Annotated in this window: 18 protein-coding genes; 7 read left to right on the forward strand and 11 right to left on the reverse strand. The window is 67.0% G+C overall.

The genetic code is table 11. From position 1 onward, the window contains the following. Window positions 1-358: 358 nt before the first annotated feature. The 6 genes from DESPIGER_RS10115 to DESPIGER_RS10140 form a co-directional block, all read right to left on the reverse strand. Window positions 359-2068: an FAD-dependent oxidoreductase gene (locus DESPIGER_RS10115; protein WP_072336334.1), complete on the reverse strand. Its 1710-nt coding sequence runs from the start codon at window positions 2066-2068 to the stop codon at window positions 359-361. 190 nt (window positions 2069-2258) lie between these two features. Next, a complete protein-coding gene (gene selB / locus DESPIGER_RS10120) occupies window positions 2259-4202 on the reverse strand; it encodes a selenocysteine-specific translation elongation factor (protein WP_072336337.1) in 1944 nt (647 codons plus the stop codon). A 471-nt stretch (window positions 4203-4673) separates the two neighbouring features. Next, on the reverse strand, window positions 4674-5525 hold the full coding sequence (gene ispH / locus DESPIGER_RS10125) for a 4-hydroxy-3-methylbut-2-enyl diphosphate reductase (protein WP_072336340.1): 852 nt from the start codon (window positions 5523-5525) through the stop codon (window positions 4674-4676). A 370-nt stretch (window positions 5526-5895) separates the two neighbouring features. Further along, the gene (locus DESPIGER_RS10130; RefSeq protein WP_156831689.1) at window positions 5896-6894 is read right to left on the reverse strand and encodes a tRNA dihydrouridine synthase; all 999 of its coding nucleotides are present in this window, start codon (window positions 6892-6894) and stop codon (window positions 5896-5898) included. Beyond that, the gene (locus DESPIGER_RS10135) at window positions 6891-8726 is read right to left on the reverse strand and encodes a SulP family inorganic anion transporter (protein ID WP_072336343.1); all 1836 of its coding nucleotides are present in this window, start codon (window positions 8724-8726) and stop codon (window positions 6891-6893) included. Before DESPIGER_RS10135 ends, DESPIGER_RS10130 begins: the two co-directional genes overlap by 4 nt. Window positions 8727-8919: 193 nt before the next feature. Then, a complete protein-coding gene (locus tag DESPIGER_RS10140; RefSeq protein WP_072336346.1) occupies window positions 8920-10035 on the reverse strand; it encodes a hypothetical protein in 1116 nt (371 codons plus the stop codon). Between the two features lie 244 nt (window positions 10036-10279). Here DESPIGER_RS10140 and DESPIGER_RS10145 point away from each other — a divergent pair, with 244 nt between their 5' ends. From DESPIGER_RS10145 to DESPIGER_RS10165, 5 genes are all read left to right on the forward strand, one after another. Beyond that, window positions 10280-10945 (forward strand): OmpH family outer membrane protein, encoded by a 666-nt coding sequence (locus DESPIGER_RS10145; protein ID WP_072336349.1) that lies wholly within the window; start codon window positions 10280-10282, stop codon window positions 10943-10945. 109 nt (window positions 10946-11054) lie between these two features. Further along, window positions 11055-11750 carry a carbonic anhydrase gene (locus DESPIGER_RS10150; protein WP_072336351.1) on the forward strand — a complete coding sequence of 232 codons (696 nt, stop codon included), beginning with the start codon at window positions 11055-11057 and terminating at the stop codon, window positions 11748-11750. A gap of 183 nt (window positions 11751-11933) precedes the next feature. After that, window positions 11934-12914: an AEC family transporter gene (locus DESPIGER_RS10155; protein WP_072336354.1), complete on the forward strand. Its 981-nt coding sequence runs from the start codon at window positions 11934-11936 to the stop codon at window positions 12912-12914. A 230-nt stretch (window positions 12915-13144) separates the two neighbouring features. Further along, complete coding sequence (locus tag DESPIGER_RS10160; protein WP_072336357.1) at window positions 13145-14119, forward strand: AEC family transporter; 975 nt, start codon at window positions 13145-13147, stop codon at window positions 14117-14119. 83 nt (window positions 14120-14202) lie between these two features. Next, on the forward strand, window positions 14203-15675 hold the full coding sequence (locus tag DESPIGER_RS10165) for a hypothetical protein (protein ID WP_072336360.1): 1473 nt from the start codon (window positions 14203-14205) through the stop codon (window positions 15673-15675). Between the two features lie 182 nt (window positions 15676-15857). On the opposite strand, the gene DESPIGER_RS10170 is transcribed toward DESPIGER_RS10165, so the two are convergent. Continuing rightward, the gene (locus DESPIGER_RS10170; RefSeq protein WP_072336363.1) at window positions 15858-17357 is read right to left on the reverse strand and encodes a BPL-N domain-containing protein; all 1500 of its coding nucleotides are present in this window, start codon (window positions 17355-17357) and stop codon (window positions 15858-15860) included. A gap of 38 nt (window positions 17358-17395) precedes the next feature. Here DESPIGER_RS10170 and DESPIGER_RS10175 point away from each other — a divergent pair, with 38 nt between their 5' ends. Next, complete coding sequence (locus tag DESPIGER_RS10175) at window positions 17396-20056, forward strand: valine--tRNA ligase (protein ID WP_072336366.1); 2661 nt, start codon at window positions 17396-17398, stop codon at window positions 20054-20056. 11 nt (window positions 20057-20067) lie between these two features. Continuing rightward, a complete protein-coding gene (locus DESPIGER_RS10180) occupies window positions 20068-20994 on the forward strand; it encodes a hypothetical protein (RefSeq protein ID WP_072336369.1) in 927 nt (308 codons plus the stop codon). Window positions 20995-21370: 376 nt separating this feature from the next. Here DESPIGER_RS10180 and DESPIGER_RS10185 read toward each other — a convergent pair whose 3' ends face one another. The 4 genes from DESPIGER_RS10185 to fusA all read right to left on the reverse strand — a co-directional run bounded on the left by DESPIGER_RS10185 (window position 21371) and on the right by fusA (window position 26586). Further along, entirely contained in the window at window positions 21371-21790 is a 420-nt protein-coding gene (locus DESPIGER_RS10185; RefSeq protein ID WP_072336372.1) for a DVU_2496 family lipoprotein, read from the reverse strand. Between the two features lie 138 nt (window positions 21791-21928). Beyond that, window positions 21929-22795: a zinc metalloprotease HtpX gene (locus DESPIGER_RS10190; RefSeq protein WP_072336375.1), complete on the reverse strand. Its 867-nt coding sequence runs from the start codon at window positions 22793-22795 to the stop codon at window positions 21929-21931. Between the two features lie 381 nt (window positions 22796-23176). Then, complete coding sequence (gene argJ, locus DESPIGER_RS10195) at window positions 23177-24370, reverse strand: bifunctional glutamate N-acetyltransferase/amino-acid acetyltransferase ArgJ (RefSeq protein WP_072336378.1); 1194 nt, start codon at window positions 24368-24370, stop codon at window positions 23177-23179. Window positions 24371-24507: 137 nt separating this feature from the next. After that, window positions 24508-26586, reverse strand: a complete 2079-nt coding sequence (gene fusA, locus DESPIGER_RS10200) for an elongation factor G (RefSeq protein ID WP_072336381.1) — start codon at window positions 26584-26586, stop codon at window positions 24508-24510. Window positions 26587-26621 lie beyond the last annotated feature (35 nt).

Consider the following 26621-nt stretch of genomic DNA (forward strand, 5'->3'; position numbering starts at 1 on the left):
AAAAGGGCGACAAAAGGCAACTACGGAAAATCCCATGAAATGTGTCATGTGATCATAGCCCGCAAAACGGCGCCGCGCAAGCCTTTGAGGGCCCTTCCCTCCTGGGCGGGACAGGTCGGGCAGGCAGGGCGGGCCCAGCCCCCGGTACGACAGGGAGGGGACCGGGGTGCAGGCGGGCGCCCCGGGGGAGCGGTCTCCGGCGGCAGGCCGGAAAAGCGGTGCAACGGGCAGGCGCGGCGGGGCCTCCGGCGCGTCCCGGGGCATCGCCCGCCCTCCGGGAGGAGGCGGGCCCGCAGGCCGGCACAAAAAAGGGGGCCCCCTGACGGGAGCCCCCTGGACAGGTCACAGGGACAGGTGGCTAGATCTTGCCGCCGGTCTTGAGCACGGCCTGCATGCCGCCGGCCGCGTTGACCACGTCGGTGATGCCGTTGCGGGCCAGGATCAGCACGCTGTCATAGGCGCGCAGACCGGTATTGCAGATGATGGCCACAGGACGGTCCCTGGGCACTTCGCTGACCCGGCTGGGCATTTCTTCCAGCGAGATGGAGTGCCATTCGGGGTGCTGGGCCTGCACGGCCTGCCCGGCCTTGGCGGGACGGGCGTCGATGAAGAAGACATTGTTTTCGGCGCGCTTGTTCCACAGGTCCATGAACTCTTCGGCGGTGATGGGCTTCACCCGGCCGGCCAGCACGTTGTCGGCCACATTGCCCACCACGTTGACCACGTCCATGGCGGCGGCGAAGGGCGGCGCGTAGGAGACCTCCAGGTTGGAGATGTCTTCCACGGTGGGCTTGCCGTACTGCAGCACGGCGGCCACGGCGTCCACGCGGGCCTTGAGGGCGTCACCGGCGGTGCAGGCGCCCTGGATGCCCAGCACGCGGCGGTCGCTCCTGTCCACCACCAGTTCCAGGCTCATCATGTGCTTTTCGGGATAGAAGTGGGCGCGGTCCAGCTGTTCCACGGCCACGGAGATGGCGTCGTAACCTTCCCTGCGGGCGCGTTCCACGGTGAGGCCGGCGCCGCAGAAGGACATGTCGAACAGTTTCACGGCCCAGGTGCCCACGAAGCCGGGGAAGCTGGCGTCGCCGCCGGCCAGGTTGGTGCCGATGACGCGGCCCTGGCGGTTGGCCATGCTGCCCAGGGGCAGGTAGCCCAGCTTGCCGGTGATGAGGTTCTTGATGGCCACGCAGTCGCCGCCGGCGTAGATGTCGGGGTCGCTGGTCTGCATCTTTTCGTTGACCACGATGGCGCCGAAGGGGGCCACTTCCAGACCGGCGTCCCTGGCCAGCTGGCCGTTGGGCAGGAAGCCGGCGGCAAAGATCACCAGCTGGGCGGGCAGCTCGCGCTTGTCGGTGATGACCTTGCACACGGCGCCGTCCTCGCCCTCCAGCCTGACGACCTTTTCGGCGGTGTAGACGGACAGGCCGTGGGCCTCGCAGTCGTGGGCGGCCATTTTGCCCATATTGTGGGAGAGCACGCCGGGCAGCATCTGGTCCATCATTTCCACCACGCTGACCTTGACGCCCCACATGTCGGACAGGGCCACGGCGGCTTCCAGACCGATGAAACCGCCGCCCACGATGACGGCCTCGCTGACCTGGCCGTGTTCGCAGGCCTTGCGGATGGCGTCGGCGGCTTCCAGACGGGTGAGGGTCAGGACGTTCTTGAGGTCGTGGCCTTCCACCGGAGGCATGCGCGGGGTGGCGCCGGTGGCCAGCACCAGCTTGTCGTAGGGCAGCTTTTCTTCCTCGCCGGTGACCACGTTGCGCACCAGCAGGGTCTTGGCGGCGCGGTCGATGGCCAGGGCGCGGGTCTGGTTGCGTACGGTGATGCCTTTCATGGTACGGAAGAATTCGGGGTCACGCACGGTGTGGTAGGGCGTGGCGCGCAGGTCGTCGAGGTTGTTGACCTCGCCGGACACATAGTAGGGGATGCCGCAGCCGCCGTAGGAGATGAAGAGGTTTTCATCCACCAGGGTGATCTCGGCGTCGGGCATCAGGCGCTTGCAGCGGCAGGCCGCCTTGGGACCCAGGGCAACGCCGCCGATAACCAGGATTTTCTGTGCCATGATAGACTCTCCTTGTAGAGCATTTGGCGTTTGAAACGCCGGGCGTCTCAAACCTTGTGCCGTCCGGGGACGGAGCCTCCCGCCCGGACACGGGCGGCCGCGGTCGCGGCCGCCGGAGCATGACGCTGTTGTTGGTCGGGCCTCGGGCGGCGGCCTTCCGGCCACCGGACGGGGGCAGGCATCCCTGCCCCTAACGGCCCCGGTACTGCCGGGTGTCTCCCACCCGGACGGTGATCTTTTCCCTGTCCATGAACTCCAGCAGGGCGATGAGGTACTTGCGCGAAAGGCCCAGGATCTCCTTGAGGCCGCCCACGTCCAGATCCTCATGGTCGCTGAACCACAGGCGCACCTTTTCCAGGATCTCGTCCACGGCTTCGCTGCTGTAGTACAGGCCGTCCCTGACGCGCACCAGTTTTTTCTGTTCGCACAGCAGGCGCAGGACGGGCGCGGCCTCCTTGCTGCTCACGCCCAGCTCCTCGAGCACGTCCTTGAGGTTGGGCGGGGTCAGGCCCGCGCTGGTGTGGGCCTCCAGCAGCTTGCGGCTCAGGCCTTCCTGGTCGGAAGCCAGCGTGACCTTGTGGCTGGCCAGGCGCAGGCCGTCGCCTTCGGCCACCAGCAGGCCCTGTTTCTGGGCCGCGTCCAGCACGCGAGCCACCAGGCGCTGGGGCAGCTTGTCGCCCCAGCCGGCGCACAGGGCCCCGCTGGGCAGCGAGGGCTTGAGCGGGTTCTTGGCGTGCAGGGTGGTGGCCCTGGCCAGGCAGGCGCGGATCAGGGCCTCGAACTGCAGGCTGGCGATCCACATGCGGCCTTCCTTGTGCCAGCAGATGGCCTCGCCCTGGGAAGAAAGCTGGACAAGCTGCTTTTGCAGGGCCGCGGCGCTCTGGCCGGTGAGGACCTGCATCTGGCTGTGGCTGGCGCCCGCGCTGCCGCTGAGGTTCAGGGCGGCCCTGGTGAGGTCGAGGCCGGAATGGGCGGTGACGTAATCGGGGGCGGCCAGCTGGGGCAGACGGGCCAGCAGATCGAGCTTGTTCTGGAAATCCGGGTCCTTGCGACGCAGCAGCGGGGGCAGGGGGCTGACGATGGTGCCGCCGGCCACGGTGCGCAAGGGCGAATAGGCGCGCAGCACGCAATGGTCGCCGAAGACGCCCACCATGTCAGTGGAGAAGCGCAGCTCGGCCAGGCAGGAATCCCCGGGGGCCAGGCGGTCACGGTCGAAGAAGACCACCCGGGCCGCGCATTCCTGCGTGGCGTGGTGGAAGTGGACCTCGGTGCGCTGGCGCAGGGGCCGCGGCGCGGATTCAAGGCACTGCAGGCGCACCAGCCAGCGGCGGGAGGGGAAAAGGGTGTCAGGACGGCAGAGGGTGTTGCCGCGATGGATGTCCGTCACTTCCAGGCCCTGCACGTTGACGGCGCAGCGCTCGCCGGCGCGCACCATCTCCACGCCGCTGCCGTGACGCTGCAGGCTGCGGGCCCGGGTGGGCAGGGCGCCGGGCATGAAGCAGAGCTCGTCCCCCTCGCTGACCGCGCCGGAGATGACCGTGCCCGTGATGACCGTGCCGTGGCCCTTGAGGGTGAACACGCGGTCCACCGGCAGGCGGAAGATGTCGGAGCCGTGCCGGGGCGGCAGGCTGCTGGCGCAGGCCAGGATATGCTCACGCAGGGCCGGGATGCCCTGGCCCGTGCTGGACGAGACGGGGAAGATGGGGGCGCCTTCCAGGAAGGTGCCCTGCAGGAAGGCGCGCACGTCTTCCTGGACCAGCTCCAGCCAGTCCGCGTCCACCATGTCCACCTTGGTCAGGGCCACGAAGCCGTGCCGGATGCCCAGCAGGGAGCAGATCTCCAGATGTTCGCGGGTCTGGGGCATGACGCCTTCGTCGGCGGCGATGACCAGCATGACGAAGTCCACACCGGCGGCACCGGCCACCATGTTCTTGACGAAGCGTTCATGGCCGGGCACGTCCACGATGCCCAGACGCTCGCCGCCCGGCATGGGGACCCAGGCGAAGCCCAGTTCGATGGTGATGCCGCGCCGCTTCTCTTCTTCCAGACGGTCGCAGTCGATGCCCGTCAGCGCGCGGACCAGAGATGTCTTGCCGTGGTCGATGTGACCGGCGGTACCCAGGATCAGAGCCATTCTACCCCCAGAAAAAACGCAGGAGCCCCGCCGGAAACGCCGTGCGGCGGCCCGGTGAGCGGGGACCGTCCCGTGTGCGGAACTGGTTTTCAGTGTACGCCAGAGAGCGGGGCTTTGCAAACGGCCGCGGCGGATGACCGGAGACGTCCCGTGCTTCCGACAGTCTAGTGAAAAATGTCACAATCAATGTCCCGGATCGGTACTGCCCAAAAATAGCCATCGAATCCGGTATATTATCAACAGAGCCATGTCCGCGTCCCCCCGGCCGGTGCCGGTTCCCGGCCGGAGAACAAATACGAGAAAAAAATACGGGGAATAGCTGGAGGGCCCTGGCCGGGGCAGGAGAGGCGGCGGTCAGGGGGACGCAGGCGGCTGAAAAGTTTTTTTGCCGTGAGCTCCGTGCGGCAAAGCCTTTTGTTCACAAGAGAGCAGGCCTGCGGGCGCAGGCGGCGGTGCCCCGCGACAGGCCGTTCACTCCGGCAGCTGTTCCAGCCAGTGCTGGGTGGCGTCGATGAGCTTGCGGGGAGTGGAGGCCCCGGCGGTGAGGCCCACACGCGTCTTGCCGGCAAAGTCTTCGGCCCGCAGTTCTTCGGCCTGTTCTATATGGTAGGTGCTGATGCCGCTCTGGGCAGCCAGGTCGGCCAGACGGCGGGTGTTGCCGCTCTGGCGGCCGCCCACCACCACCATGACGTCCACCCGGGCCGCGATGCTGCGGGCTTCTTCCTGCCGTTCGCGGGTGGCATCGCAGATGGTGGCCAGCACCGTGAGCCGGGGCAGGCGGTCACGCAGTTCCTGCTCCAGCTGTTCGAAGACGGAACGGTCCTGGGTGGTCTGGGAGGCCAGCACATAGGCCTGTCCCGGGTCCACATGCAGGGCGGTCAGCTCGTCACGGCTGCCGAAGACGTGGGCCGGGCCGTGGGCATAGGAGACGAGGCCGCGCACCTCGGGGTGGTCGGCCTCCCCGAAGAGCAGGAGCTCCGCGCCGTCGCGGGTGGCGCGTTCGATGGCCAGCTGGGCCCGCTTGACCTTGGGGCAGGTGGCGTCCACCACGTCGGCGCCGGTGGCGCGGACGGCTTCTTCCACCTGCCGGGTGATGCCGTGGGCACGGATGAGGACCCTGTCCCTGGCATCGAGCTGGGAAGGATCCTGGGCGCAGAAGACCCCCCGGGCCTCATAGTCGGCCAGTACCTGCGGGTTGTGGATGATGGGGCCCAGGGTGCAGGTGCGGCCCTCGCAGGGCTGTTCCAGAGCGGTGTCCAGCTTTTGCAGGGCCAGGCCGACCCCCATGCAGAAACCGGCGGTCTTGGCGCGGATGACGTCCATAGTTCTCTCCCGGAAAAAAGTCTTTGCGGCAGTGTTCCGTGAGAGGCAGGCCCTGTCAAGGGGAAGGGACATCGTGCGGTGCGGGGATCGCCGCCGGATGGCGGCTGCTGTCCGGTAGCGCGGGCGGGCCGCCATGCGGCGGGCAGCAGGGGAAAGGACATGCAGGGCAGGTGATCTTGCCGGAAAGAAGAGAGGTGTCCGTGAGGGGAGAAAGGAAGGCCGGGAAAGAGGGCTCTTGATATCCTTTCTGAGCCTCCTGTGCGGAGCGCGGGACGCCGTGAGCGGTTTTTGAAGGATGGGGGAGCGTGAGGGGGAAGGGGACTTTTTTCCGCCGGAAAAAGTCCCCTTCCCCCTCAACAGATCTTGCCGTCTATTCCGGCAAAAAGCGGTCCATCAGCTCGTGCAGGCCCTCCCAGGACGTACAGCGGCAGAGCTCGAGGCGCAGGGCCTTGACGCCGGGCAGGCTGCGTATATAGCGGGGCACCACGCTGCGCATCTTCCAGAGGGCGGCGCGACCGGGGCAGAGCTCCTGGGCCAGTTCCATATGGCGCAGGACCATGTCCCGCAGGGCGGCCGGTGAGGGGGGCTGGGGCTCCTCCCCCCGGCAGAGGCGGAGGTGGTCGGCAAAGATGGCCGGGCCGTGCATGGCGCCCCGGGCGTACATGACCGTGTCCGCGCCGGTCTGCTCCAGCACGCGCAGGCCGTCCCGGGCGCTGAACAGGTCGCCGCTGGCGATGAGGGGGATGTCCAGGGCCTGCTTGAGCTCGGCCAGCAGCTCGTGGGCGGCCTCGCCGCCGAAGCCCTGGCGCGCCGTGCGCGGATGCAGGGTGATCCAGCCCGCGCCCAGATCCTGGAGACGCAGGGAAAGGTCGCGCCAGACATGCCGCCGGCTGTCCAGGCCCAGACGGATTTTGAAGCCCACCCGCCCGGGACCGGCGGCCTGGAGCATGGCCCGGGCCACCTCGAGGGCATGGGGCACATCGCCCAGCATGGCGGCCCCGGCCCCCTGCTTGAGGACCTTGGCCACCGAGCAGCCCATGTTGAGGTCGAACCAGCCGTAGCCCGCATCGCGGAGCATCTCCACGGCCCGTTGCAGGAAGGGGGCCTCGGCCCCGAAAAGCTGGACCACCAGCGGCTGGTCCCCGGGCAGGCTCTGCAAGAGCTCGCCGGTGCCGGGGCTGCGGTAGACAAGGCCCTTGGCGCTGACCATCTCGGTCACGCAGACCGCCGCGCCGTACCGGCGGCAGAGCAGGCGGAAGGGCAGGTCGCTGTAGCCGGCCAGGGGCGCCAGCCAGGGATGTTCCCGGTCAAAGGGCAGGCTGCCGGGATCGGCCGGGGATTCCGGCAGGAAAAAGGCTTTGTGCATCATTCTTGTTCCGTATGGCGGGATGCCGGGTCTCCGGCGTGCATCTGTTGCAGGCGCTGCCGCGCCAGCTGGTCCACGCTGCGGGGGGCGGCGGCCGGGGCGAAGACCGGCTGCCGGGGGCAGGATTCTTCGGGGCAGCCGGTGTGGCAGCGGATGTGCCTGTCCAGCATGTCCACGCCGATGCGCAGGCCGTCGCCCAGGGTATCGGCCACAAAGCCGTCACTCAGGCAGTCGATGACGCCCGTGCGGGTCAGGATGTCGCGCACGTTGCGGCTGCCCACCACCAGCACCACCGGCACACTGCGGGCATAGCAGCGTTCGAGGAACTGCTCAAGGGCGTGGGCGCCGGAGGCATCCAGCCAGAACACGCGGGTCAGGTGCAGGACCACCAGCCGGGGCGGCGTGTCGTCCTCTTCGTAGAGCTGGCGTTCCAGTTCGTGGATGGCGCCGAAGAAGAGCGTGCCCTCAATGACATAGACCACCAGGCCCTCGGGCATGTGGTCCGGGGCATAGCGCATGAGCGGGTCCGTGGCGCGCAGGCGGCGCACCCGGGGATGGGCCGCCTTGTAGATGAAGAGGGTCAGGGAGAGCAGCACGCCGATGAACACGGCCCGTTCCAGGTCGAGGAGCAGGGTGGAGGCGAAGGTGATGAGCAGCACCCAGCGGTCGATGCGTGTGGCCCGCAGGCAGAGGCGGATGGCCGGGATGTCGATCATGTTCACCGAGATGAGCAGCAGCACGCCCGCCAGGGCGGGCATGGGCAGCCAGCTGACCAGCGGTGCCATGACGAAGAGCATGGGCAGGGCCAGCAGGCCGGAAAGGACCGTGCCCATGCGGCTGCGCCCGCCGCTGGTGACCACCAGGGCGCTGCGGGTGAAGGAGCCGCAGCCGGGGATGCCGGAAGTGAGGCCCGCGGCGATGTTGCCGAGCCCCTGGCCGATGAGTTCCTGGCTGCCGTCGAAGCGGTCACCGCGGATGCCCGCCAGCTGCTTGCCGATGGCCAGGGATTCCACGGCGCCCAGCAGGGCGATGGCCAGCGCGGGCATGAACAGGTCGCGGATGGAGGCCATGTCGAAGGCCGGGGGCAGGGAGAGGGGCGGGATCACGCTGGGGATGGCGCCCACCAGGCGCACGCCCCGCTCATGGAGCCCCAGCAGGGCCGAGGCGCCGGAGATGATGACCAGGGCCGCCAGGGTGGCCGGGAAACGGCGCGAGATGCGCCTGAAAAGCAGGATCAGCAGGATGGTGCCCCCGGAGACCAGCAGGCACCAGATGTTGAGCTGGCTGAAATTGTGGATCACATGGTCCACCTGGGGGAAGAAGCCCTGCGCCTGGGAGGAGGGCAGGCCCAGCGCGGTCTTGAGCTGCCCCGCGGCGATGAGCAGGGCCGCGCCGGCGGAAAAGGCCACCATGACCGAATGGGAGATGAAGTTGGCCAGTTCGCCCAGACGGGCAAGGCCCATGCCCACCTGGATGAGGCCGCAGAGCAGGGCGATGCCGAAGATGTAGGGCATGCGGGCCTCCTCGGGCAGGCCGGCCACGGTGATGCCGCCGATGCTGACCGTGCTCATGGTGGTGAACAGCACCATGGAGATGGCGTTGGTGGGCCCGGCGGCCAGGTAGCGGGCCGAGCCCCAGAGGGCGGCCACGATGACCGGCAGCATGCAGGCATAGATGCCGTATTGCGGATGCACGCCGGCGATGAGGGCATAGGCCATGGCCTGGGGGACGGCCATGGGGGTGACGGTGAGCGCGGCCATGAAGTCGGCGCGGAAGTCGCGCAGGCTGTAGTGGCGCAGTTCGTTCAGGAAGGGGAAGATCCGGGCGGCATTCATGGCGGTGCTCCCGCGGTAGTGGAGGTGACGGGTCCGGCAGGGCAAGGCCCGTCCTGACGGGCGCCGGGGGGGCCGGGCTCATGTCCCCGGCAGGACGGGCGGCATCACGGCAGGCAGGGGGCAGGGGCCCCGGCGGCGTGCGGCCGCGCGGGCTGCTGTCCGGGCTGGCGGCATGGCGGGGGCCTGCCCCGGCCTAGTCGTGGGAGTCGTCTTCCAGTTTGAGGACGTCCTGCCCCAGGGCGTAACGCATGAGGGAGGGACGTTCAGCGGATTTTTTCAGGGAGCCGATGATGCGGGTCATGCGGCGGGTGCCTTCCAGCACGCCGCCCAGGTGCCCGGCCAGCTCCGTAAGGTCGGCGCGCGCCAGGATCTTTTCCAGCTCCAGGGCCAGGCGCTGGCCGCGCGAATCCTCGTGGAACTCGGCGCGCAGCTCGCGGGAAAGGCGCAGGGCGCGGGAAAGGTTGTTGTCGATGTCTTCCACCAGCTCGCCGCAGTATTCGGCCTGGTTGCGCATGATGTTCAGGGCGTTGTTGCCGTAGTGGGCCATGGCGCCGGCGGCTTTTTCCAGGGTGTCGCGGGCCACGGCCAGGCGGCGGCCCGTGGTCAGGGACACGATGCGGGCGCATTTGGAAAGGAAGTGGGCGTCGTACATCTCGAAACCGTATTCGCGCTGGGTGTAGAGCAGCACCAGGCCGAAGGGCGGCCGGTCGTTGCGCTCGCGCAGCACGAAGGCCAGACGGGAACGGTAGCCCGCCTTGTAGACCACGCAGTCGAAGGACTCGCCGCCGCGTTCGATGCCCCGCAGGTTGTTGGACACCACGTGCCGGGCCGAGCCTTCCTTGACCGTGCGCATGACGGGATGGTTGCGGATGCCTTCTTCCAAGGCCGGGACCACCAGGGGGATGCCGCCGCCGTCACGGCGCGCGGCGGCCTGTACCACCCACTCGCCCTGGGGGTTGCGCAGGCGGCAGACATACAGGTCGGCATGCAGGGCATGGACCAGGATCTCGGCGCTCTGGCGCAGCACTTCCCCGGGGGGGGCCATATGGTCGGCCATGGAGAGCAGGTCGTTGGAGACACGCAGCAGGGTCTCCGTCTCGCTCTGCATGGCGGCGATGGAGGAGAGCAGCTGGAGCAGCGAGCGCCAGCTGCGCAGGGGCACGGCCCGCACGTCGGGCTGGTAGCCGCGCTTCAGGGAGCGGAAGGCAGCCCGGATAAGGGCGATGATGGCAGGACGCACTTCGGGCGGCGCGTGCCTGACGATCTCGGTGATGGCTTCGCGCGGGGTGCGCAGGGAGTGGTATGACACGAAAATTCTCGCTTGGCGGCAGGTCCGCCCTGAAGATCTTATGAAATAAGGACAACGTCCAGAATAACAATATCGCATCCTTTGTCAATGCGTGTGCCGTCTTGCACAGGGTCCCGTCCCGTCCGCGGCCCGGGAGACGGGGCGGGGAAGACGGAAAAGAGTTGAGTCCCGGGACAAAACATCGTACAAGCAGGCCATTCAGACTGAAACCGCACATCTGCGGATGATCCAAGGAGAACTCCCCATGCCTATTCGTTTGCTCATCCTTTCCCTGCTCGTCCTCTGCCTCGCCGTCAGCGGCTGCCAGCAGACCCAGGAACCCGCCGTCAAGGTCGGCGTGGTCGACATGAACCGCCTGCTGCGCGACAGCGAGCCCGGCAAGGAAGCCAGCCGCTTCCTGGAAGGCATGCAGAAGGAGATCCAGCAGCAGATCGACGACGTGCAGGCCCGCCTGGGCAAAGACCCCGAGAACGAAAACCTGCAGCGTGAACTGCAGGCCATCTACATGGGCGGCCAGCAGCGCATCAATGCCGAACAGCAGAACGTGGTCAGCCAGCTGCTGGACCTGACCCAGCGCCTGGTGAACAACTACCGCAAGGCCAACGGCCTGAGCGTGGTGCTGGGCACGGACGTGGCCGTGGCCTATGACCCCGCCCTGGACGTGACCAATGCCCTGCTGGACGAGATGAACAAGCAGAAGGTCAACTTCGTGTCCGTGAGCAACCCCCAGCCCGAAGCTCCCGCCGCGGCGGATGCTCCTGCCGCCGAAGCGCCCGCCCCTGCCGCCCAGGACGCCAAGGCCGCCGAAAAGCCCGCTGCAAAGCCTGCGCCCGCTGCGGAACAGGCCGCTCCTGCCGCTGAAAAGCCCGCTGCCGCAAAGGCCGCTCCCTCCGAAGCCAAGGCCCAGTAGCCGCTGTCTGTGTCATTTTGCGAGAGCCCCGGTCCCTCCGGGGCTCTTTTCGTCTCTTTCCTCCGGCGTCCCGTACATACGCGCGGCCGGAGGGGACTTTGAGGACCCCATGAAGGACTTTGAAAAATTCATCAACGGTTTCAGAAACTTCCGCCGTTTCTATTTTGATGCGGAAAACGACTACTACGCGTCCCTGAACAAGGGGCAGCATCCCAAGGCCATCGTCATCGCCTGCAGTGACTCCCGGGCCGATCCGGCCCTGCTCATGGGCTGCGACCCGGGCGACATCTTCGTGGTGCGCAATGTGGCCAACCTGGTGCCCCATGCCGACGACGCCCTGCGCCGGGACGCCGTGCTGGCCGTGCTGGAATACGGGGTGCATCATCTCAAGGTGGAGCACATCATCGTGCTGGGCCACTCCGGCTGCGGCGGCATCCAGGCCCTGCTGGACCCCGCATCGCTGCATGACGAGAGCTTCGTGGCCAACTGGGTCTCCCTGGCCGCGCCCGCCCTGGAACGGATGCGCGAGGACGTGCGCGACGAGAGCCCGGCCGACCGGCAGCGCCACTGCGAAGAGGCCGCCATCCTCGTCTCCATCGACAACCTGCTTTCCTATCCCTGGATACAGGAGCGCGTGTCCGCCCATGAACTCTCGCTGCATGCCTGGTATTTCGACATGTCGCGGGGGGCCCTGCTGGCCTATTTCCCGGACAGCGAGACCTTCGAGCCCCTGGTGGCCCACTGCCGCCAGTGCGGGGCCCCGGATGCCGCCTGCGACTGCCATGCGAACGGCGGCGCGGTCTAGGACAGGCCCGGTGCCCGCGGCCCCGGCGCGCGGGAAAGAGGGCCCGGCAGCACGGATGCGGGGCCTGTCCCGGCTGGCGGCACGGCCGCTTCCCGGCAGGGCGTCCGTCCCTGGCCTTTTTCTCCGGGCCCGGTGGCGGACGCCGCGTCTGGACATCCGGCCGGGAGAAGCATAAGCAAGGGCATGATCGAAGCATTTTCCGCCGTTGTCCCCGTGTTCCTGCTCATCGGTCTGGGCGTCTGCCTGGATCTTTTCCGGGCCCTTCCCGAGAACGCCAACCAGACCCTGAGCCTCTATGTCCTCAACGTGGCCCTGCCGCTGCTGCTGTTCCAGATCATGGCCACCGCGCCTCTGGAGAGCTTTGCGCACCCGCAGTTCTGGCTGGGCGTCATCGCCGCGCAGTTCCTCATCTACGGGGCCTGCTACGCGGCCGACCGCATCCTGGCCCGCCACGACAGCGCGGCGGCGACCGTGACGGCCCTGGGCGGCTGTTTCTGCAATGCCGCCTTCGTGGGCATCCCCGTCATCACCAGCGCCCTGCCGGGCAATGCCGAGGCCCTGTTCGTGGCCGGCCTGTTCACCATCACGCCCAATCTGCTGTTCGTGGTGGGGCAGGTGCAGCTGGCCGCGCATGATCCTTCCCGGTCCATGCCGCAGGGGCGCAAGGCCGTGCTGCTGCATGTGCTGCGCTATTCGCTGCTGTACAATGCCGTGTTCTGGGGCATGGCGGGCGGCGTGCTGGTCTCCGCCCTGGGCCTTGGGCTGTGGGGGCCGCTGGACAGGGCCGCCGAGCTGGTGGGGCATACGGCCGCGCCCTGCATGCTGGTCACCCTGGGCCTGACCCTGCGGGAACGGCTGGCCGTGGTCTTCCGCCATGCGGGCAACCACGCCCTGCTGCGCCAGGCGGCCCTGCAGATCTGCAAGCTGGTGGTGCAGCCCCTGGTGTGCTGGGCCATCCTGGCCGCGCTGGGCGTGGAAGGCCTGTGGCTGGCCGTCTCGGTCATCATGTGCGCTTCCGGCTCCGCCCTGGTGGTCCCCGTGCTGGCGGACGTGCATCATGCCGGCCCGGAAGAGGCGACCCTGACGGCCCTGGTCTCCAACGGCCTGAGCCTGTTCTCGCTGAGTTTCTTCATCTGGCTGATGCGTCTGCTGGGCCATATCTGAGGCGTCCGGGAAGACCTTTCGCCGTCCTGCCCGGGGCTGGCGCCCCAAAACGGCAGCCGGCGGCGCAAGAAAGCCCGGTCGGCATGCCGATCCCGGGCTTTTTCAAGGAGTTATAAATTGCTTGGTTAAACAAACAATTTTCTGGACAAGCGGAAGGAAGAAGCGCATCTTTCTCCGCACCGCAAGCGACATCCTCCGGGAGCCACACTACGGTCTGATGGAGGTATCCAATGGAAGCGTTTTATGCCGTTCTTCCCGTCTTTCTGCTCATAGCCGTGGGGGCCGCTGTCCACATGACCGACGTGCTGCCGGAGAACACCGGCGCGGCCATGGGCCTTTATGTGCTCAAGCTGGCCCTGCCCGTGCTCATGCTGCACATCCTGGCCGGGGCGAGCCGTCTGGACCTGGCCCACGGCGGTTTCTGGCTGGGCGTCATCGGGGCGCAGATGCTGTGCTATCTGCTGGGCTATGTCGTGGACAGGCTGTTTTCCCGGCGGGGCGCGGGCCCGGCCATCATCTCCGGCCTGGCCTGCAGCGCCAGCAACACGGCCTTCGTGGGCCTGCCCATCGTGGCCAGCCTGCTGCCGGGCAACCATGAGGCCATGGTGGTGGCCGGTCTGGCCGCCCTGACCCCCAATGTGGTGGTCATCATGGCCCAGGTCCGCATGGACTGTCTGGCGGGTTCCGCGGCCTGGGGCGACGGCCGGGACCGCATCTGGAAGCTGCTGCGCCTCTTCCTGCTGGGCAACCCCCTGCTGCTGGCCACCCTGGCGGGCCTGGCCCTGGCCTGCTCGGGGCTGGGGCTGTGGCGGCCTCTGGACCATGCGGCGGCGCTCATCGGCAGCACGGCGGCCCCCTGCATGCTGCTGGCCCTGGGCTTCGACCTGCGCCAGAAGCTGGTGCTGGCCCTGCGTCGCAACGGCGGGCACACGGTGATCCGGCAGACCTGGCTCCTGCTGTGCAAGCTGGGCATCCATCCCCTGATCTGCTGGGGCATCATGCGCCTGGCGGGCCTGCCGCCGCTCTGGCTGGGCGTGGGCGTGCTCATGTCCGCCACCGGCACGGCCCTGGTGGCCTCGGTGCTGGCCGAGGTCTACAGCGCCGTGCCCGAAGAGGCGGCCCTGACCGCCGTGCTGAGCAATGCCGCCAGCATGGTCAGCCTGATGCTGTTCATCTTTTTGCTGCAGGGAGCGGGCTGCCTGTAAGCGCTTGTCAGGAACGGTGCCGGGCTATAGGATAGGGGATATCGCCGTTTTCCCGGCCCTGTTCCCGTACAAGGAATCTTTTGATGGATCGCTTCTCCCGTCTGTGCCTGTGGGGGTCCACGGCGTGCGCCTTTTTGAGCCTGGCCCTGCTGTCGTTCGATGTCTTCCCCTGGTTCCGGGATCCGGTTTTGCCGCATCGTCCCACATATCCTCTCGGGATCGCGGGCGCAGTGCTGTTCATCCTTTCCGGCCAGTGGCGCGGGCGGATGCGGGAACACCGCCTGTTGCTGGGAGGGATCCTGGGCATGGCGGCCCTGGCAGTACTGGCCACTGCGCGGGGCTTGCAAAGCGTGCCCGGGGATGTTGCACCGGACGTCTGGACGGGCTTCCTGCTCTGGACGGCGATCCCTCTGGCGTTCTGGCTCTGGTGGGCCGTGATGTTTTCCTGCCTGCCGCGCGAGCGGGGAAAACAACTCTTCCATGCTGCGGTACTGCTGCTCGCGCTCTCGAACCTGGCACATATCGTCCTGGAGATCCTGGCCAATCACGGCGCAGCAGGGATCAAGGATTTTCTGGTCAGCATCAATCCCTGGTTCCGTTTTGAATGCATCGATCACGGCTGGTGGCCGCCGGTCTATTTCACGGACAGGATCAGGGGGCTGTTTGCCGAGCCACCGCATATGGCTGTGGGGCTCATCCCCGTGCTGGGCGTGGCCCTGGCCCTGAGCGGGGCGAAGCGCCTCTGGCTGCTGGCTGTGGCCTGCTGGGGCCTCATCATGTGGCAGGGCAAGATCGCTTCCGGTCTGTTTGCTTTTGCCGTGACCTGCGTTGCCGCCGCCCTGCCGTGCTATCTTGCCGTCCTGCGCCGTCACCGTATACCGGTCCTGCTGCTGACAGCCGTTCTGCTTGCAGGGGGCGGCTGGGGGCTGCATGCCGGATGGCCCGGGATACAGGCCCGTTTCCAGCCGGCTTTTCAGGAGGCAGAGTCCTTGGTCCGCTTTGTAAAAGACAGTCATGCGGGCAAACCAGCGACATGCCCCGAACTGCAGGGAGGGCTGGAGGTCAGTTCTTTGGCCATCCGCTATACCTGTGCGCGGCTGGATATGGAGGCGGGGCTTTCGCGCCCGCTGGGCATGGGCTGCATGATGCAGGGCTGGTACTGGCAGCCGCTGGAGCAGTGCCGTCTGGAGCGGGGGAGCGAGTTGACGGGATTTGTCGAGGGTGCCAGGAGCAGCAAGCTCCACAAATACCCCCCCATGAACCAGTATACGACCCTGCTGGCGGAAACGGGCCTGCCCGGACTGGCCCTGTTCCTGGGCCTGTGCGCCATGCTGCTCTGGCGGAGCGTGGCCTTTGCCGCCCGTCACCGGGACTGGTATGTGTACGGCATGGCCTGTACTTTTCTGGGAGCGTTGGCGGCATTGTCCGCCATCACCTTGAAGAATGCCACGGCCTTCACCTTCTTCGCCGGTTACCTGTATGCCATCAGCGGGGAAAGGCATGAAGCGGCTTCCGTGACCGGAGACGCGCAGGTTCCGCGACAGGTGCGCGGGTAGCCGGGCTGTCCACGCGGGGCAAGCCTTCTTCAGGGAGTGCGCTTCGCGGGCTGGCTTTCCTTTGCCATGCGGCACCGTCAGGGCGGATATCGGCAGATCGTTCGCAAGGCCGGATGGAGAGTGCGGGCCGGGCAGGCGGGGCGTTCAGGAAAGGCGCGGGATCTTCAGGGTCCGTTGCGGGGTCACTCGTCCAGCGCGGCGCAGGCATCTTCCTGCTGGCCGCGGTAGAGCAGCTCGTCGGTCATCTCCAGCAGTTCGCCCACGATGCCGCCGCCGGTCATGGGATGGCCGAACAGGGCCTCGCGCTGGTTGGTGAGGCCGCGCCGGTCCACGGCGTCGGGCATGGTAGGGGAGAGGGTCTCGCGCAGGCGGCAGGCCAGCAGATAGCCTTCGGCGCCGGGCAGGAAGATATCCGTGAGGGCGGTGAAACGGGCACGCATGCCGTCCCAGGCGGCCAGGGTTTCCGGGCCGGGCCGCAGGCCGCAGAGCACGCGCAGGGACGAATACAGGTTGTTGCAGACCGCGCCGGGCAGGCCGGGGCGCCAGCCCCAGAGCCAGGACGTGCGCTCGAAGAAAAGATTGTGCTCCACGCCCAGATCCAGCAGGCCGCGCATGCCGTGCAGCAGGGTGTGCAGGGGCGCTGTCTGCGGTGTACCGGGCCAGCGGAAGGCGGCCTTGCGGTGCAGGTCCCAGGCGGGCACCAGCTCGCGCTGCGGCGCCAGACCGGCCAGCGCGCGCAGCAGATGGGCCAGCCAGGCGTTGGCATCGTGGCTGTCCGGGGTCTCCAGATGGGAATAGCTGAGGACGTAGCGCCCCCGGCCGTAATTGCCCGCCACCATCAGGGGCTGGCCGTCGAGGAAATCCGCCGAGACATTGACCCCGTACAGGTCCTTCCAGGCTTCGAAGACAGGGGCCGGGATGCGGCTCAGGGGCAGGTCGGCCAGCCAGAAGTCCGTGTCCGGCTGGCGGTAGGAGGCCAGGATGCTGACCCGCTCGTCGGCTTCCGGGGCGAAGCGGCCGGGCCACCAGACCGGCAGGGACGGCACATGGCCGTCGGCTTCCGGCGGGCGGCAGTTGCTGCAGTGGCGGCAGTCCTTTTCATGGCCGAGGGCGCAGCCGCGCCAGTGCGGCGGCACCAGGGCGCAGGCCTCGTCGCCCAGCGGCGGGCGCAGCGGGTCGGCGCTGTCGCCTGGCCGGGAGGCGACGGGGAGCTCCGGCCGTGCGGCGGGCAGGTCGCGGGCCATGCAGGAGCGCACACGCATGTGGGCATGGCCGGAGATCAGATGATGCAGGCGTTCGGGGTAGGGCGCACGGCCCCAGGGGCAGAGCCCCAGCCCGTCCTGGCTGCGGGGCTGGCTCAGGGCCAGTCCGGCGCCGCCGCAAAAGCCCAGGTAGCGGCCGCCTTCGGCCAGATAGTCGCGCACGGCCTGGCGCCCCTTCTCGCCCAGGGCGCGGGCCTTGAGACGGGCATTGCCGCCGGGCACCAGCAAAAGCGGGGCCGGGGCCCGCTCCCCGCCGGCCGGGCCCTGCGGGCATGGCTTGCGAAAAAGCGCGCCATTGGCTATGTCTTGTCCCTTGACCAGACGGCAGGGCAGTCCCAGCGCGCACAGGGCGCGCCAGACCATAAGGCCCCAGATATGGGACGCGTCCCAGAGAATACATACAGGGTTGGCGGCACACATAACAGCGTACTATGGCCGCCTTTCATGGAGAAAGCAAGATGGCGGATACCCTCCCCAAGGGCTACGAGCCCCATGACGTGGAAGCGCGCTGGCGCGACCACTGGCAGGACAACAGGACCTTCACGCCCGACCCGGATGCCCAGGGCGAACCCTTTTCCATCGTGATCCCGCCGCCGAACGTCACCGGCGCCCTGCACATCGGGCATGCCCTGAACCAGACCCTCATCGACGTGCTCTGCCGCCATGCCCGCCAGAAGGGCAAGAACGTGCTGTGGGTGCCCGGCACCGACCATGCCGGCATCGCCACCCAGAACGTGGTGGAACGCGCTCTGGCCAAGGAAGGCAAGACCCGCCAGGACCTGGGCCGCGAAGCCTTCATCGAGCGCGTGTGGCAGTGGCGCGAGGACTACGGTCACCGCATCCTCAACCAGATCCGCGCCCTAGGCGCCTCCGTGGACTGGACGCGCCTGCGCTTCACCATGGACGAAGGCCTGTCCGCCGCCGTGCGCAAGGTCTTCGTGCAGCTCTACAACGAAGGCCTGATCTACAAGGGCGACTACATCATCAACTGGTGCTCGCGCTGCCACACGGCCCTGGCCGATGACGAAGTGGAACACGAGGCCCACAAGGGCAAGCTGTGGAAGATCCGTTACCATCTGGCCGACGGTTCCGGCAGCATCACCATCGCCACCACCCGGCCCGAGACCATCCCCGGCGACACCGCCATCTGCGTGCATCCCGAGGACGAGCGCTACCGGCACCTGGTGGGCAAGACGGCCATCGTGCCCGTGCTGGGCCGCGAGATCCCCATCATCGCCGACAGCTACGTGGACCGCGAGTTCGGCACCGGCGCCCTCAAGGTGACGCCCTGCCACGACCACAACGACTGGGCCCTGGGCAAGAAGCACGATCTGGAGTTCCTGCAGGTCATCGACGAAGACGGCATCATGAAGGCCGAGTCCGGCCCCTACGCCGGTCTGAAGAAGGAAGACTGCCGCACGAAGATCGTGGCCGACATCGAAGCCGCCGGCGACCTTCTGGCCGTGGAGGACCTGGACAACTCCGTGGGCCACTGCTACCGCTGCCATACCGTGGTGGAACCGCACGTGTCCACGCAGTGGTTCGTGGCCACCACCAAGATGGCTCCCGCCGCCCGCAAGGCCGTGCCCGAACTGACCCGCATCCTGCCGGAATCCTGGGCCAAGACCTACTATCACTGGCTGGACAACATCCGCGACTGGTGCATCAGCCGCCAGATCTGGTGGGGCCATCGCATCCCCGCCTGGACCTGCGCGCAGTGCGGCGAGCTCATCGTGGCCGAGCACGACCCCAGCTCCTGCCCCAAGTGCGGCTGCACTGACCTGAAGCAGGACGAGGACGTGCTGGATACCTGGTTCTCCTCGGCCCTGTGGCCCTTCTCCACCATGGGCTGGCCCGAGCAGACCAAGGATCTGGCCACCTGGTACCCCACCAGCGTGCTGGTGACCGGTTTCGACATCATCTTCTTCTGGGTGGCCCGCATGATGATGATGGGCCAGCACTTCATGGGCCAGGTGCCCTTCCACGACGTGTACCTGCACGCCCTGGTGCGTGACGAGACCGGCCGCAAGATGTCCAAGTCCACGGGCAACGTCATCGACCCGCTGGAGATGATCGACAAGTACGGCTGCGACTCCCTGCGCTTCACCCTGACGGCCTTTGCCGCCATGGGCCGCGACATCCGCCTGTCCGAAGCCCGCATCGAAGGCTACCGCCACTTCGTCAACAAGCTGTGGAACGCCGCCCGCTTCGCCCTCATGAACCTGCCCGGGACCGCGCCCGCCCCGGTGGCCCTGGAAAGCGTGGAAGGCCTGCACCACCAGTGGATCCTGCACCGCCTGGAGCAGGTCAAGCAGGACATGGACAAGGCGCTGGAAGAATACCGCTTCAACGACGCCGCCCAGCTGGGTTACAAGTTCCTGTGGAACGAGTTCTGCGACTGGTATCTGGAGCTCATCAAGCCCGACATGCAGGACGAGGCCCGCAAGCCCGTGGCCCAGTATGTGCTGTGGGTGGTGCTGCGCGAGCTGCTGCTCCTGCTGCATCCCATCATCCCCTTCGTCACGGCCGAGATCTGGCACGCCCTGCCCGTGCCCGCCGGCGAGCAGCCCACGGACATCGCCCTGGAGCTCTATCCCGCGGCCCGTCCCGGCTGCCTGCATGAAGCCGAGGCCGCCCGCATGGAACTGGTGCAGGGCATCATCGTGGCCGTGCGCACCATCAAGGCCGAGCTGAACATCAGCCCCGGCCACAAGGTGGGCCTGATGCTGCATCCTGTGGACGAGGCCCAGGCCGCCCTGCTGGAGAGCTGCCGCCAGATGATGACCACCCTGGCCCGCCTGGAAGACCTGCAGATCGGTGCCGGCCTGCACGCGCCCAAGGCGTCCGCCTCCTCCGTGGTGGGCGGCTGCCAGGTCATCGTGCCTCTCAAGGGCGCCGTGGACCTGGCCGGCGAGCTGGCCCGTCTGGACAAGGAAATGGCCAAACTGGAAAAGGATCTGGTGGGCGTGCAGAGCAAGCTGCACAACGAAAGCTTCGTGAGCCGCGCTCCCGCCCAGGTGGTGGAACGCGAACGCGCCCGTGCCGAACAGCTGCTGGATGCCAAGGCCAAGATGCAGGCCCTGCGCCAGCGCTTCAGCGAAGCCCTCAACGAGGAATAAGGAACAACGTCATGAAGATGTCCGCCGTTGCCACGCCCCCCATGCTCTGCGCTTCCGGGCGCGGAGCGGTGGGCGTCGTGCCCGGCGCGGTCGTCGCCTCCGGTCTTTCGGGCCGGAGGCCGGCGGCCGCGCCCTTGTATTGTCTGCTGCTCCTGCTGCTGGTGTTCTGCCTGTCCGCCCTGCCGGCCCGTGCCCATGTGGTGGACGAGCTGGCCCCCCTGCTGGACAGCGATGCCATCGTGAACAGCATCCAGGATATCGGCCTGCTCAAAAAGGCCGGTTTCATCTATCAGCCCGACCTGACCATCACGGGCGAGATGTGCCCCGTGGACGGCAGCCAGGACCAGCTGGCCGTGCTCAGCGGCATGCTGGCCGCGGACAGGATGTATGCCTTCTACTTTGGCGATGTGGCCGACGCCGCCAAGAAGAACGAGCTGCTCCAGCAGCTGGTGGGCAAGCCCCTGCCCGCGTTGAACAGCAAGGACATGGCCCGCATCCGCAAGGCCCCGCACAGCCAGGAGTCCGCGAACATCCTGGCGCGCTTCCGGCAGCAGGAGCTTTCCCGCCTGCTGGAGGCCGCCCGTCAGGACGATCAGCTGCTGCGCCTGCTGGGTGCGCATCTGTACGGCCTCTATCTGGAGCGCCTGTACATGGCCTCGGTCATGGTGCTGGCCGCTGCGGAAAGCGACACGCTGGAACCGCTCTATCAGGTGCATACCGGCCTGGCCACCCGGCACGGTAAGGCCCTGGAGATCCTTGGCAAGAAGGGGCTGCTGGGCCTGGAGGACTGCGAGGCCCGCGCGGCCCTGGTCAGGAAGCTGCAGGGCCTGCTGACCGCCAACAAGGGCCAGCCCACGCTGGAAGGCCTGCGCGAGATCGTCTCGCTGGTCCAGGAAGAGCGCTCCTTCTTCCTGACGCCCTGCCCGCTGCCGCAATAAAAACGTTGTGAGGGGGAGAAGGAAACCTTTTTGGGAAAAAGGTTCTCCTTCTCCCCCTCACGCTCCCCCTCATCCTTCCAAAAACTTTTATCATGGGCCTGAGTGGCCCTGTGAACAGCGAGAGCGCCTTTCCCCAAGGGAGGCGCTCTCGCTGTTTCCGGCCTCAGGAACGGGCTGTCCGGCCTCAGGAACGGAAAAGAGGGGTGCGTTTGGGGCGGGCGTATCTGATGTCAGATACCGCCCGTGACGGCCATAAAAAAAGCGCTCCGTCCTTCAGGATGGAGCGCTTTGGTGGTTTGTATTCGGGGCACAGGGGAAGTCAGCCAGGGCTGTGTCGGCATGGGGATCTGTGCAGGACTTCCCGGTGCGGGGCAGCCTATTTATCGTCCGGTTCTTCCGTTTCGGCCTTGCTCACCCAGTCCACCAGGCGGGCCATGCGGGCCAGGCTGTAATGGCCGGGTTCGGGCTGCTGGCCGATCTCCTGCAGGGTGCCGTTGAGGCGGTAGATGCGCCAGTCCCCGGCAGGCAGGGAGCCGTTGTCCATGGCGGTCTTCAGGCCGGTACGGGCCTCTTCGGGCGAGCAGAACAGGGGAAAGTCCTGCACGGCCGGGTCAAGGACGACCACGGAGCCGCCCGCGATGTCGATGATGTAATTGCCGGGCGCCACGGTGTAGACTTCCTGGCAGTCGCGGTCGGGCGGCAGGGGAGCCGTACTGGGGCCTGTGGCGGCACAGCCGCCCAGCATCAGAAGGGACCCAAGCAGGGCGGGGGCAAGGATCACGGGAAAGCGTTTCATGTCATTCTCCTGCCGGCGTACCGGCATCAGATTCGCCCCGGGCACCACAAAAGCGGGCGGGTGGCGTCATGGCTGACTACACACCAAGCCCGCTTTTTTGTCAAAAGATTCGTAGGCCGGAGGGCACGGCGCGGGGCGCTAGCGGGCCCGGCGGCTCATTTCCTGCAGGCGGGCGATGCGTTCTTCCAGCGGCGGGTGCGTGCTGAACAGATTGGCCATGCTGCCGCCGCCGAAGCCGAACAGCGGCGAGACGATGAACATCTGCTCGGTGCTGGGGTTGCCGTTGTGCATGGGGATCTGCCCGCTGGCCACGCCCAGCTTGTGCAGGGCACCGGCCAGGGCCAGGGGCTGGCCGCAGATGCGGGCGCCGGTCTCGTCGGCCAGGTATTCGCGCGAGCGGGAGATGGCCATCTGGATGATGCTGGCGGCGATGGGGGCCAGGATGGCCAGCAGGAACGCGGCGATGGGATTGGTGCCGCCTTCCTCGTCGCTGTTGCTGCCGCCGAAGATGGCGGCGAACTGCATGAAGTTGGCGATGCTGACGATGACCGAGGCCAGCACGCCGGCGACGGTCTGGATCAGGATGTCACGGTTGGCGATATGGCCGATCTCGTGGGCGATGACGCCGCGCAGCTCCTCGGGGCTGAGGATGCGCATGATGCCGTCGGTGACGGCCACCACGCCGTGTTCGGGGTCGCGACCGGTGGCGAAGGCGTTGGGCGCGTCTTCAGGGATGACACAGACGCGGGGCTTGGGGATGCCGGCGTTGGCGGCAAGCTCGGCCACCATGCGGTGCAGCAGGGGGGCCTCGTCTTCGGACAGTTCGCGGGCCTGGTACATGGACAGCACGATCTTGTCCGAATACCAGTAGGAACCCACGTTCATGATCATGGCGATCACGAAGGCGATGATGATGCCGGTGCGGCCGCCCATGATGCCGCCCAGACCGATGATGATGGCGGAAAGCAGGGCGAGAAGCAGCACGGTCTTGATCTGGCTGGTCATGATATCTCCTTGAGTGTGCGAGGTAGGGATTCGCCCACTGTAGATAAGCATGCGTCAGCAAAGTGGCAAGAGGTGGGAAAAAGTCAGGATGTCCGAAGCAGGGGAGCCGGAGAGGCTGCTGCCTGGCATCACAGGTGGATCGCCTGTACGGCAAGCCCGCTTGGCGGGGAGGAAGCTTGGGAAGGACGGCAGGAATGGCCCCGGAATTGCTATTCCCGCGACAGAAAAGGAGAGGCGGGGAAACACGGCGATGCCGTGTTTCTCCGCCTCTCCCTGATAAAGCGCGTTTGGGGAGGAAGGGGGGAGTTTGAGGGGGGAAGGAGGCCCTTTGGGCGCTGGCAAAGGGCCTCCTTCCCCCTCGGCAAAAAGCTCCTTCCCCGCTTACGAGCGGTAATCGGCGTTGAGGCTGACGTATTCGTGGCCGAGGTCCGAGGCGCGCAGGTCGTAGCAGCCGTCACCGAGCCCCATATGGATCTCCACCGGGATGTCGGTGGCCTTGAGCAGCTCGGCAAGCTCGGCTTCCTTGTTGCCGTTGACGGGCCGGCCGTCGCGGAAGCGTTCGATGCCGCAGAGCACCAGGCGCACGCGGGCGGGATCCACCCGGGCCCCGCTGCGGCCCACGGCGGCCACGATGCGGCCCCAGTTGGCGTCCTGCCCGTAGATGGCGGTCTTGACCAGCTGGGAGTGGCCCACGGTACGGGCGATGCGGCAGGCGTCCTCATCGGAGGCGGCGCCGCTCACCGTGATGTGCATGACCTTGCTGGCGCCCTCGCCGTCCTTGACCAGCATGTAGGAGATCCGGCCCAGGATGTCGGTAAGGCCCTTTTCCAGCAGGGCGGCGTCCCCGCCTTCGGCCCGGATGCCGGAAGCGCCGTTGGCGAGCCCGAGGATGGTGTCGTTGGTGGAGGTGTCGCCGTCAACGCTGACGCGGTTGAAGGTCCTGTCCACGGCGCGGGCGAACATGGCCTGCCAGGTCTCGCGGTCCACCTCGGCGTCGGTGAGCATGACGGCCAGCATGGTGGCCATGTTGGGGCAGATCATGCCCGCGCCCTTGGCCATGCCGGTGAGGCGCACGGTGCCGCCGGACAGGGGCACCGTGATGCTGGCGAACTTGGGAAAGGCGTCGGTGGTCATGAACGCGCGGGTGAAGCCTTCGGCATCGCGGCTGCCCAGGCTTTCCACCAGGGCGGGCACGGCCTCGCGCCAGCGGTCCATCCTGAGCTGGTCGCCGATGACGCCGGTGGACATGGGCATGATCTCATGCGGGGCCAGCCCGGTGAGGGCGGCGACCATGCGGCGGGTCTCAAGGCAATTCTCCAGGCCTTCGTCACCGGTGCAGGCGTTGGCCTGGCCGGAATTGGCCAGCACGGCGCGGCAGGTGCCGTATTCGCGCAGGGTCTGCTGGCAGACCTGCACGGGAGCGGCCTTGAAGGCATTGGTGGTGAACAGGCCCGCCAGCACGGCGGGACGGTCGGAAACAATCAGCCCCAGGTCATCGCGGCCGGCTTTTTTGAAACCGGCGGCAGCGGTCCCGGCGGAGAAGCCGAGGGGCAGGTCGTTGCGCGTATCGCTCATGGGAACATCCTTTCCGGTCATGGGCTTCCGGGAGGAAAACGATGAAAAAAAGGCGGGGATCTTGCCTTGCAAAATCCCCGCCGTCATATCAGGCAACCAGCGCTGTCCGGTCTTGGTGGGAACGGACGTTCAGGACGCTAGTTCTTGCTCTTCTGGATCTCGTCGGCGATGGCCTGGGGCACACGTTCGTAGTGATCGAACTGCATGGTGAAGGTGGCGCGGCCCTGGGTACGGGAGCGCAGGTCGGTGGCGTAGCCGAACATGGAGGCCAGGGGCACCTGGGCACGCACGCTTTGGGCACCGCCGGCGCGGGCTTCCATGCTCTGCACGCGGCCGCGGCGGCCGTTGAGGTCGCCCATCACGTCGCCGAGGTATTCTTCGGGGGTGACCACTTCCACGTCCATGACGGGTTCCAGCAGGACCGGGCCGGCCTTCTGCATGGCGTCCTTGATGGCCATGGAACCGGCCACGTAGAAGGCCTGTTCGGAGGAGTCCACTTCGTGGTAGCTACCGAAGACCAGGTTGACCTTCAGGTCCACGCAGGGGAAGCCGGCCAGCACGCCGGACTTCATGGCATCCTGGATACCCTTGTCGATGGCGGGGATGTATTCCTTGGGGATCACGCCGCCGGTGATGGAGTTGATGAACTCGTAGCCCTTGCCCGGGTTGGGTTCCACCTCGATCACGCAGTGACCGTACTGGCCGCGGCCGCCGGACTGCTTGGCATGCTTCATGTCGGACTTGGCGGGCTTGGAGATGGTTTCGCGGTAGGCCACCTGGGGCTTGCCCACGTTGGCGTTGACGTTGAATTCGCGGGTCAGGCGGTCAACGATGATCTCCAGATGCAGTTCGCCCATGCCGGCGATGAGGGTCTGGTTGGTCTCCTCGTCGCCCTTGACGCGGAAGGAGGGGTCTTCCTTGGCCAGCTTGTTGAGGGCGGCGGACAGGGCGTCACGGTCGGCCTTGGTCTTGGGCTCGATGGCCACTTCGATGACGGGCTCGGGGATGTTCAGGGATTCCAGGATCACCGGGCGCTTTTCGTCGCACAGGGTGTCGCCGGTGGAAGCGTTCTTCAGGCCCACCAGGGCCACGATGTCACCGGCGCCGGCCCACTTGATGTCTTCACGCTTGTTGGCGTGCATCTTCAGGATGCGGCCGATGCGTTCCTTCTTGCCGGTGTTGGCGTTGTACACGCTGGTGCCGGACTCCAGGCAGCCGGAGTAGATGCGGAAGAAGGACAGGTGGCCGATGAAGGGGTCGGAGAACAGCTTGAACACCAGGCCGGCAAGGGGTTCCTTGTCGTCGCAGGGGCATTCGATGAGATGTTCTTCGTTGCCGGGCTCATGGCCGGTCATGACGGCGATGTCCACGGGAGAGGGCAGGTAGTCCACCACGGCGTCCAGCAGGGGCTGCACGCCCATGTTGCGGAAAGCGGAACCGCAGAGCACGGGCACGATGTTGCGGGCGATGGTGGCCTTGCGGATGCAGGAAACGATCTCGTCGCGGGTCAGGTCTTCGCCGCCCAGGTACTTTTCCAGCAGGGCCTCATCTTCTTCGGCCACGGCTTCGATGAGTTCGTGGCGCTTTTCCTCGAAGAGGTCCTTCAGTTCGGCGGGCACGGCTTCGTCAGTGAACTGGGCGCCCTTGGAGCTCTTGTCGAAGCGGTGGGCCTTGCCTTCGATGAGGTCCACGACGCCTTCAAATTTGTCTTCGGAGCCGATGGGCAGCTGCAGGGGCACGGCCTTGGCGCCCAGGCGTTCGTGGATCATGCTCACGCAGCGGAAGAAGTTGGCGCCGATGCGGTCCATCTTGTTCACGAAGCAGATGCGGGGCACGTGGTAGCGGTCGGCCTGGCGCCACACGGTCTCGGACTGGGGCTCGACGCCGGCCACGGCGTCGAACACGCACACGGCACCGTCCAGCACGCGCAGGGAACGTTCCACTTCGATGGTGAAGTCCACGTGGCCGGGGGTGTCGATGATGTTGATGCGGCAGTCCTTCCAGAAGCAGGTGGTGGCGGCGGAGGTGATGGTGATGCCGCGCTCCTGTTCCTGTTCCATCCAGTCCATGGTGGACTCACCGTCGTGGGTTTCGCCGATCTTGTGGGAAACACCGGTGTAGAAAAGGATGCGTTCGGTGGTGGTGGTTTTGCCGGCGTCAATATGGGCCATGATGCCGATATTGCGCTGTTTGTCTACGGGGGTGGTGCGGGACACGGTATCCTCCAGAAAAGGGGCAGTGGGGCGGGGGG

The sequence above is a fragment of the Desulfovibrio piger genome, from assembly GCF_900116045.1.
Lineage (GTDB): Bacteria > Desulfobacterota > Desulfovibrionia > Desulfovibrionales > Desulfovibrionaceae > Desulfovibrio > Desulfovibrio piger_A.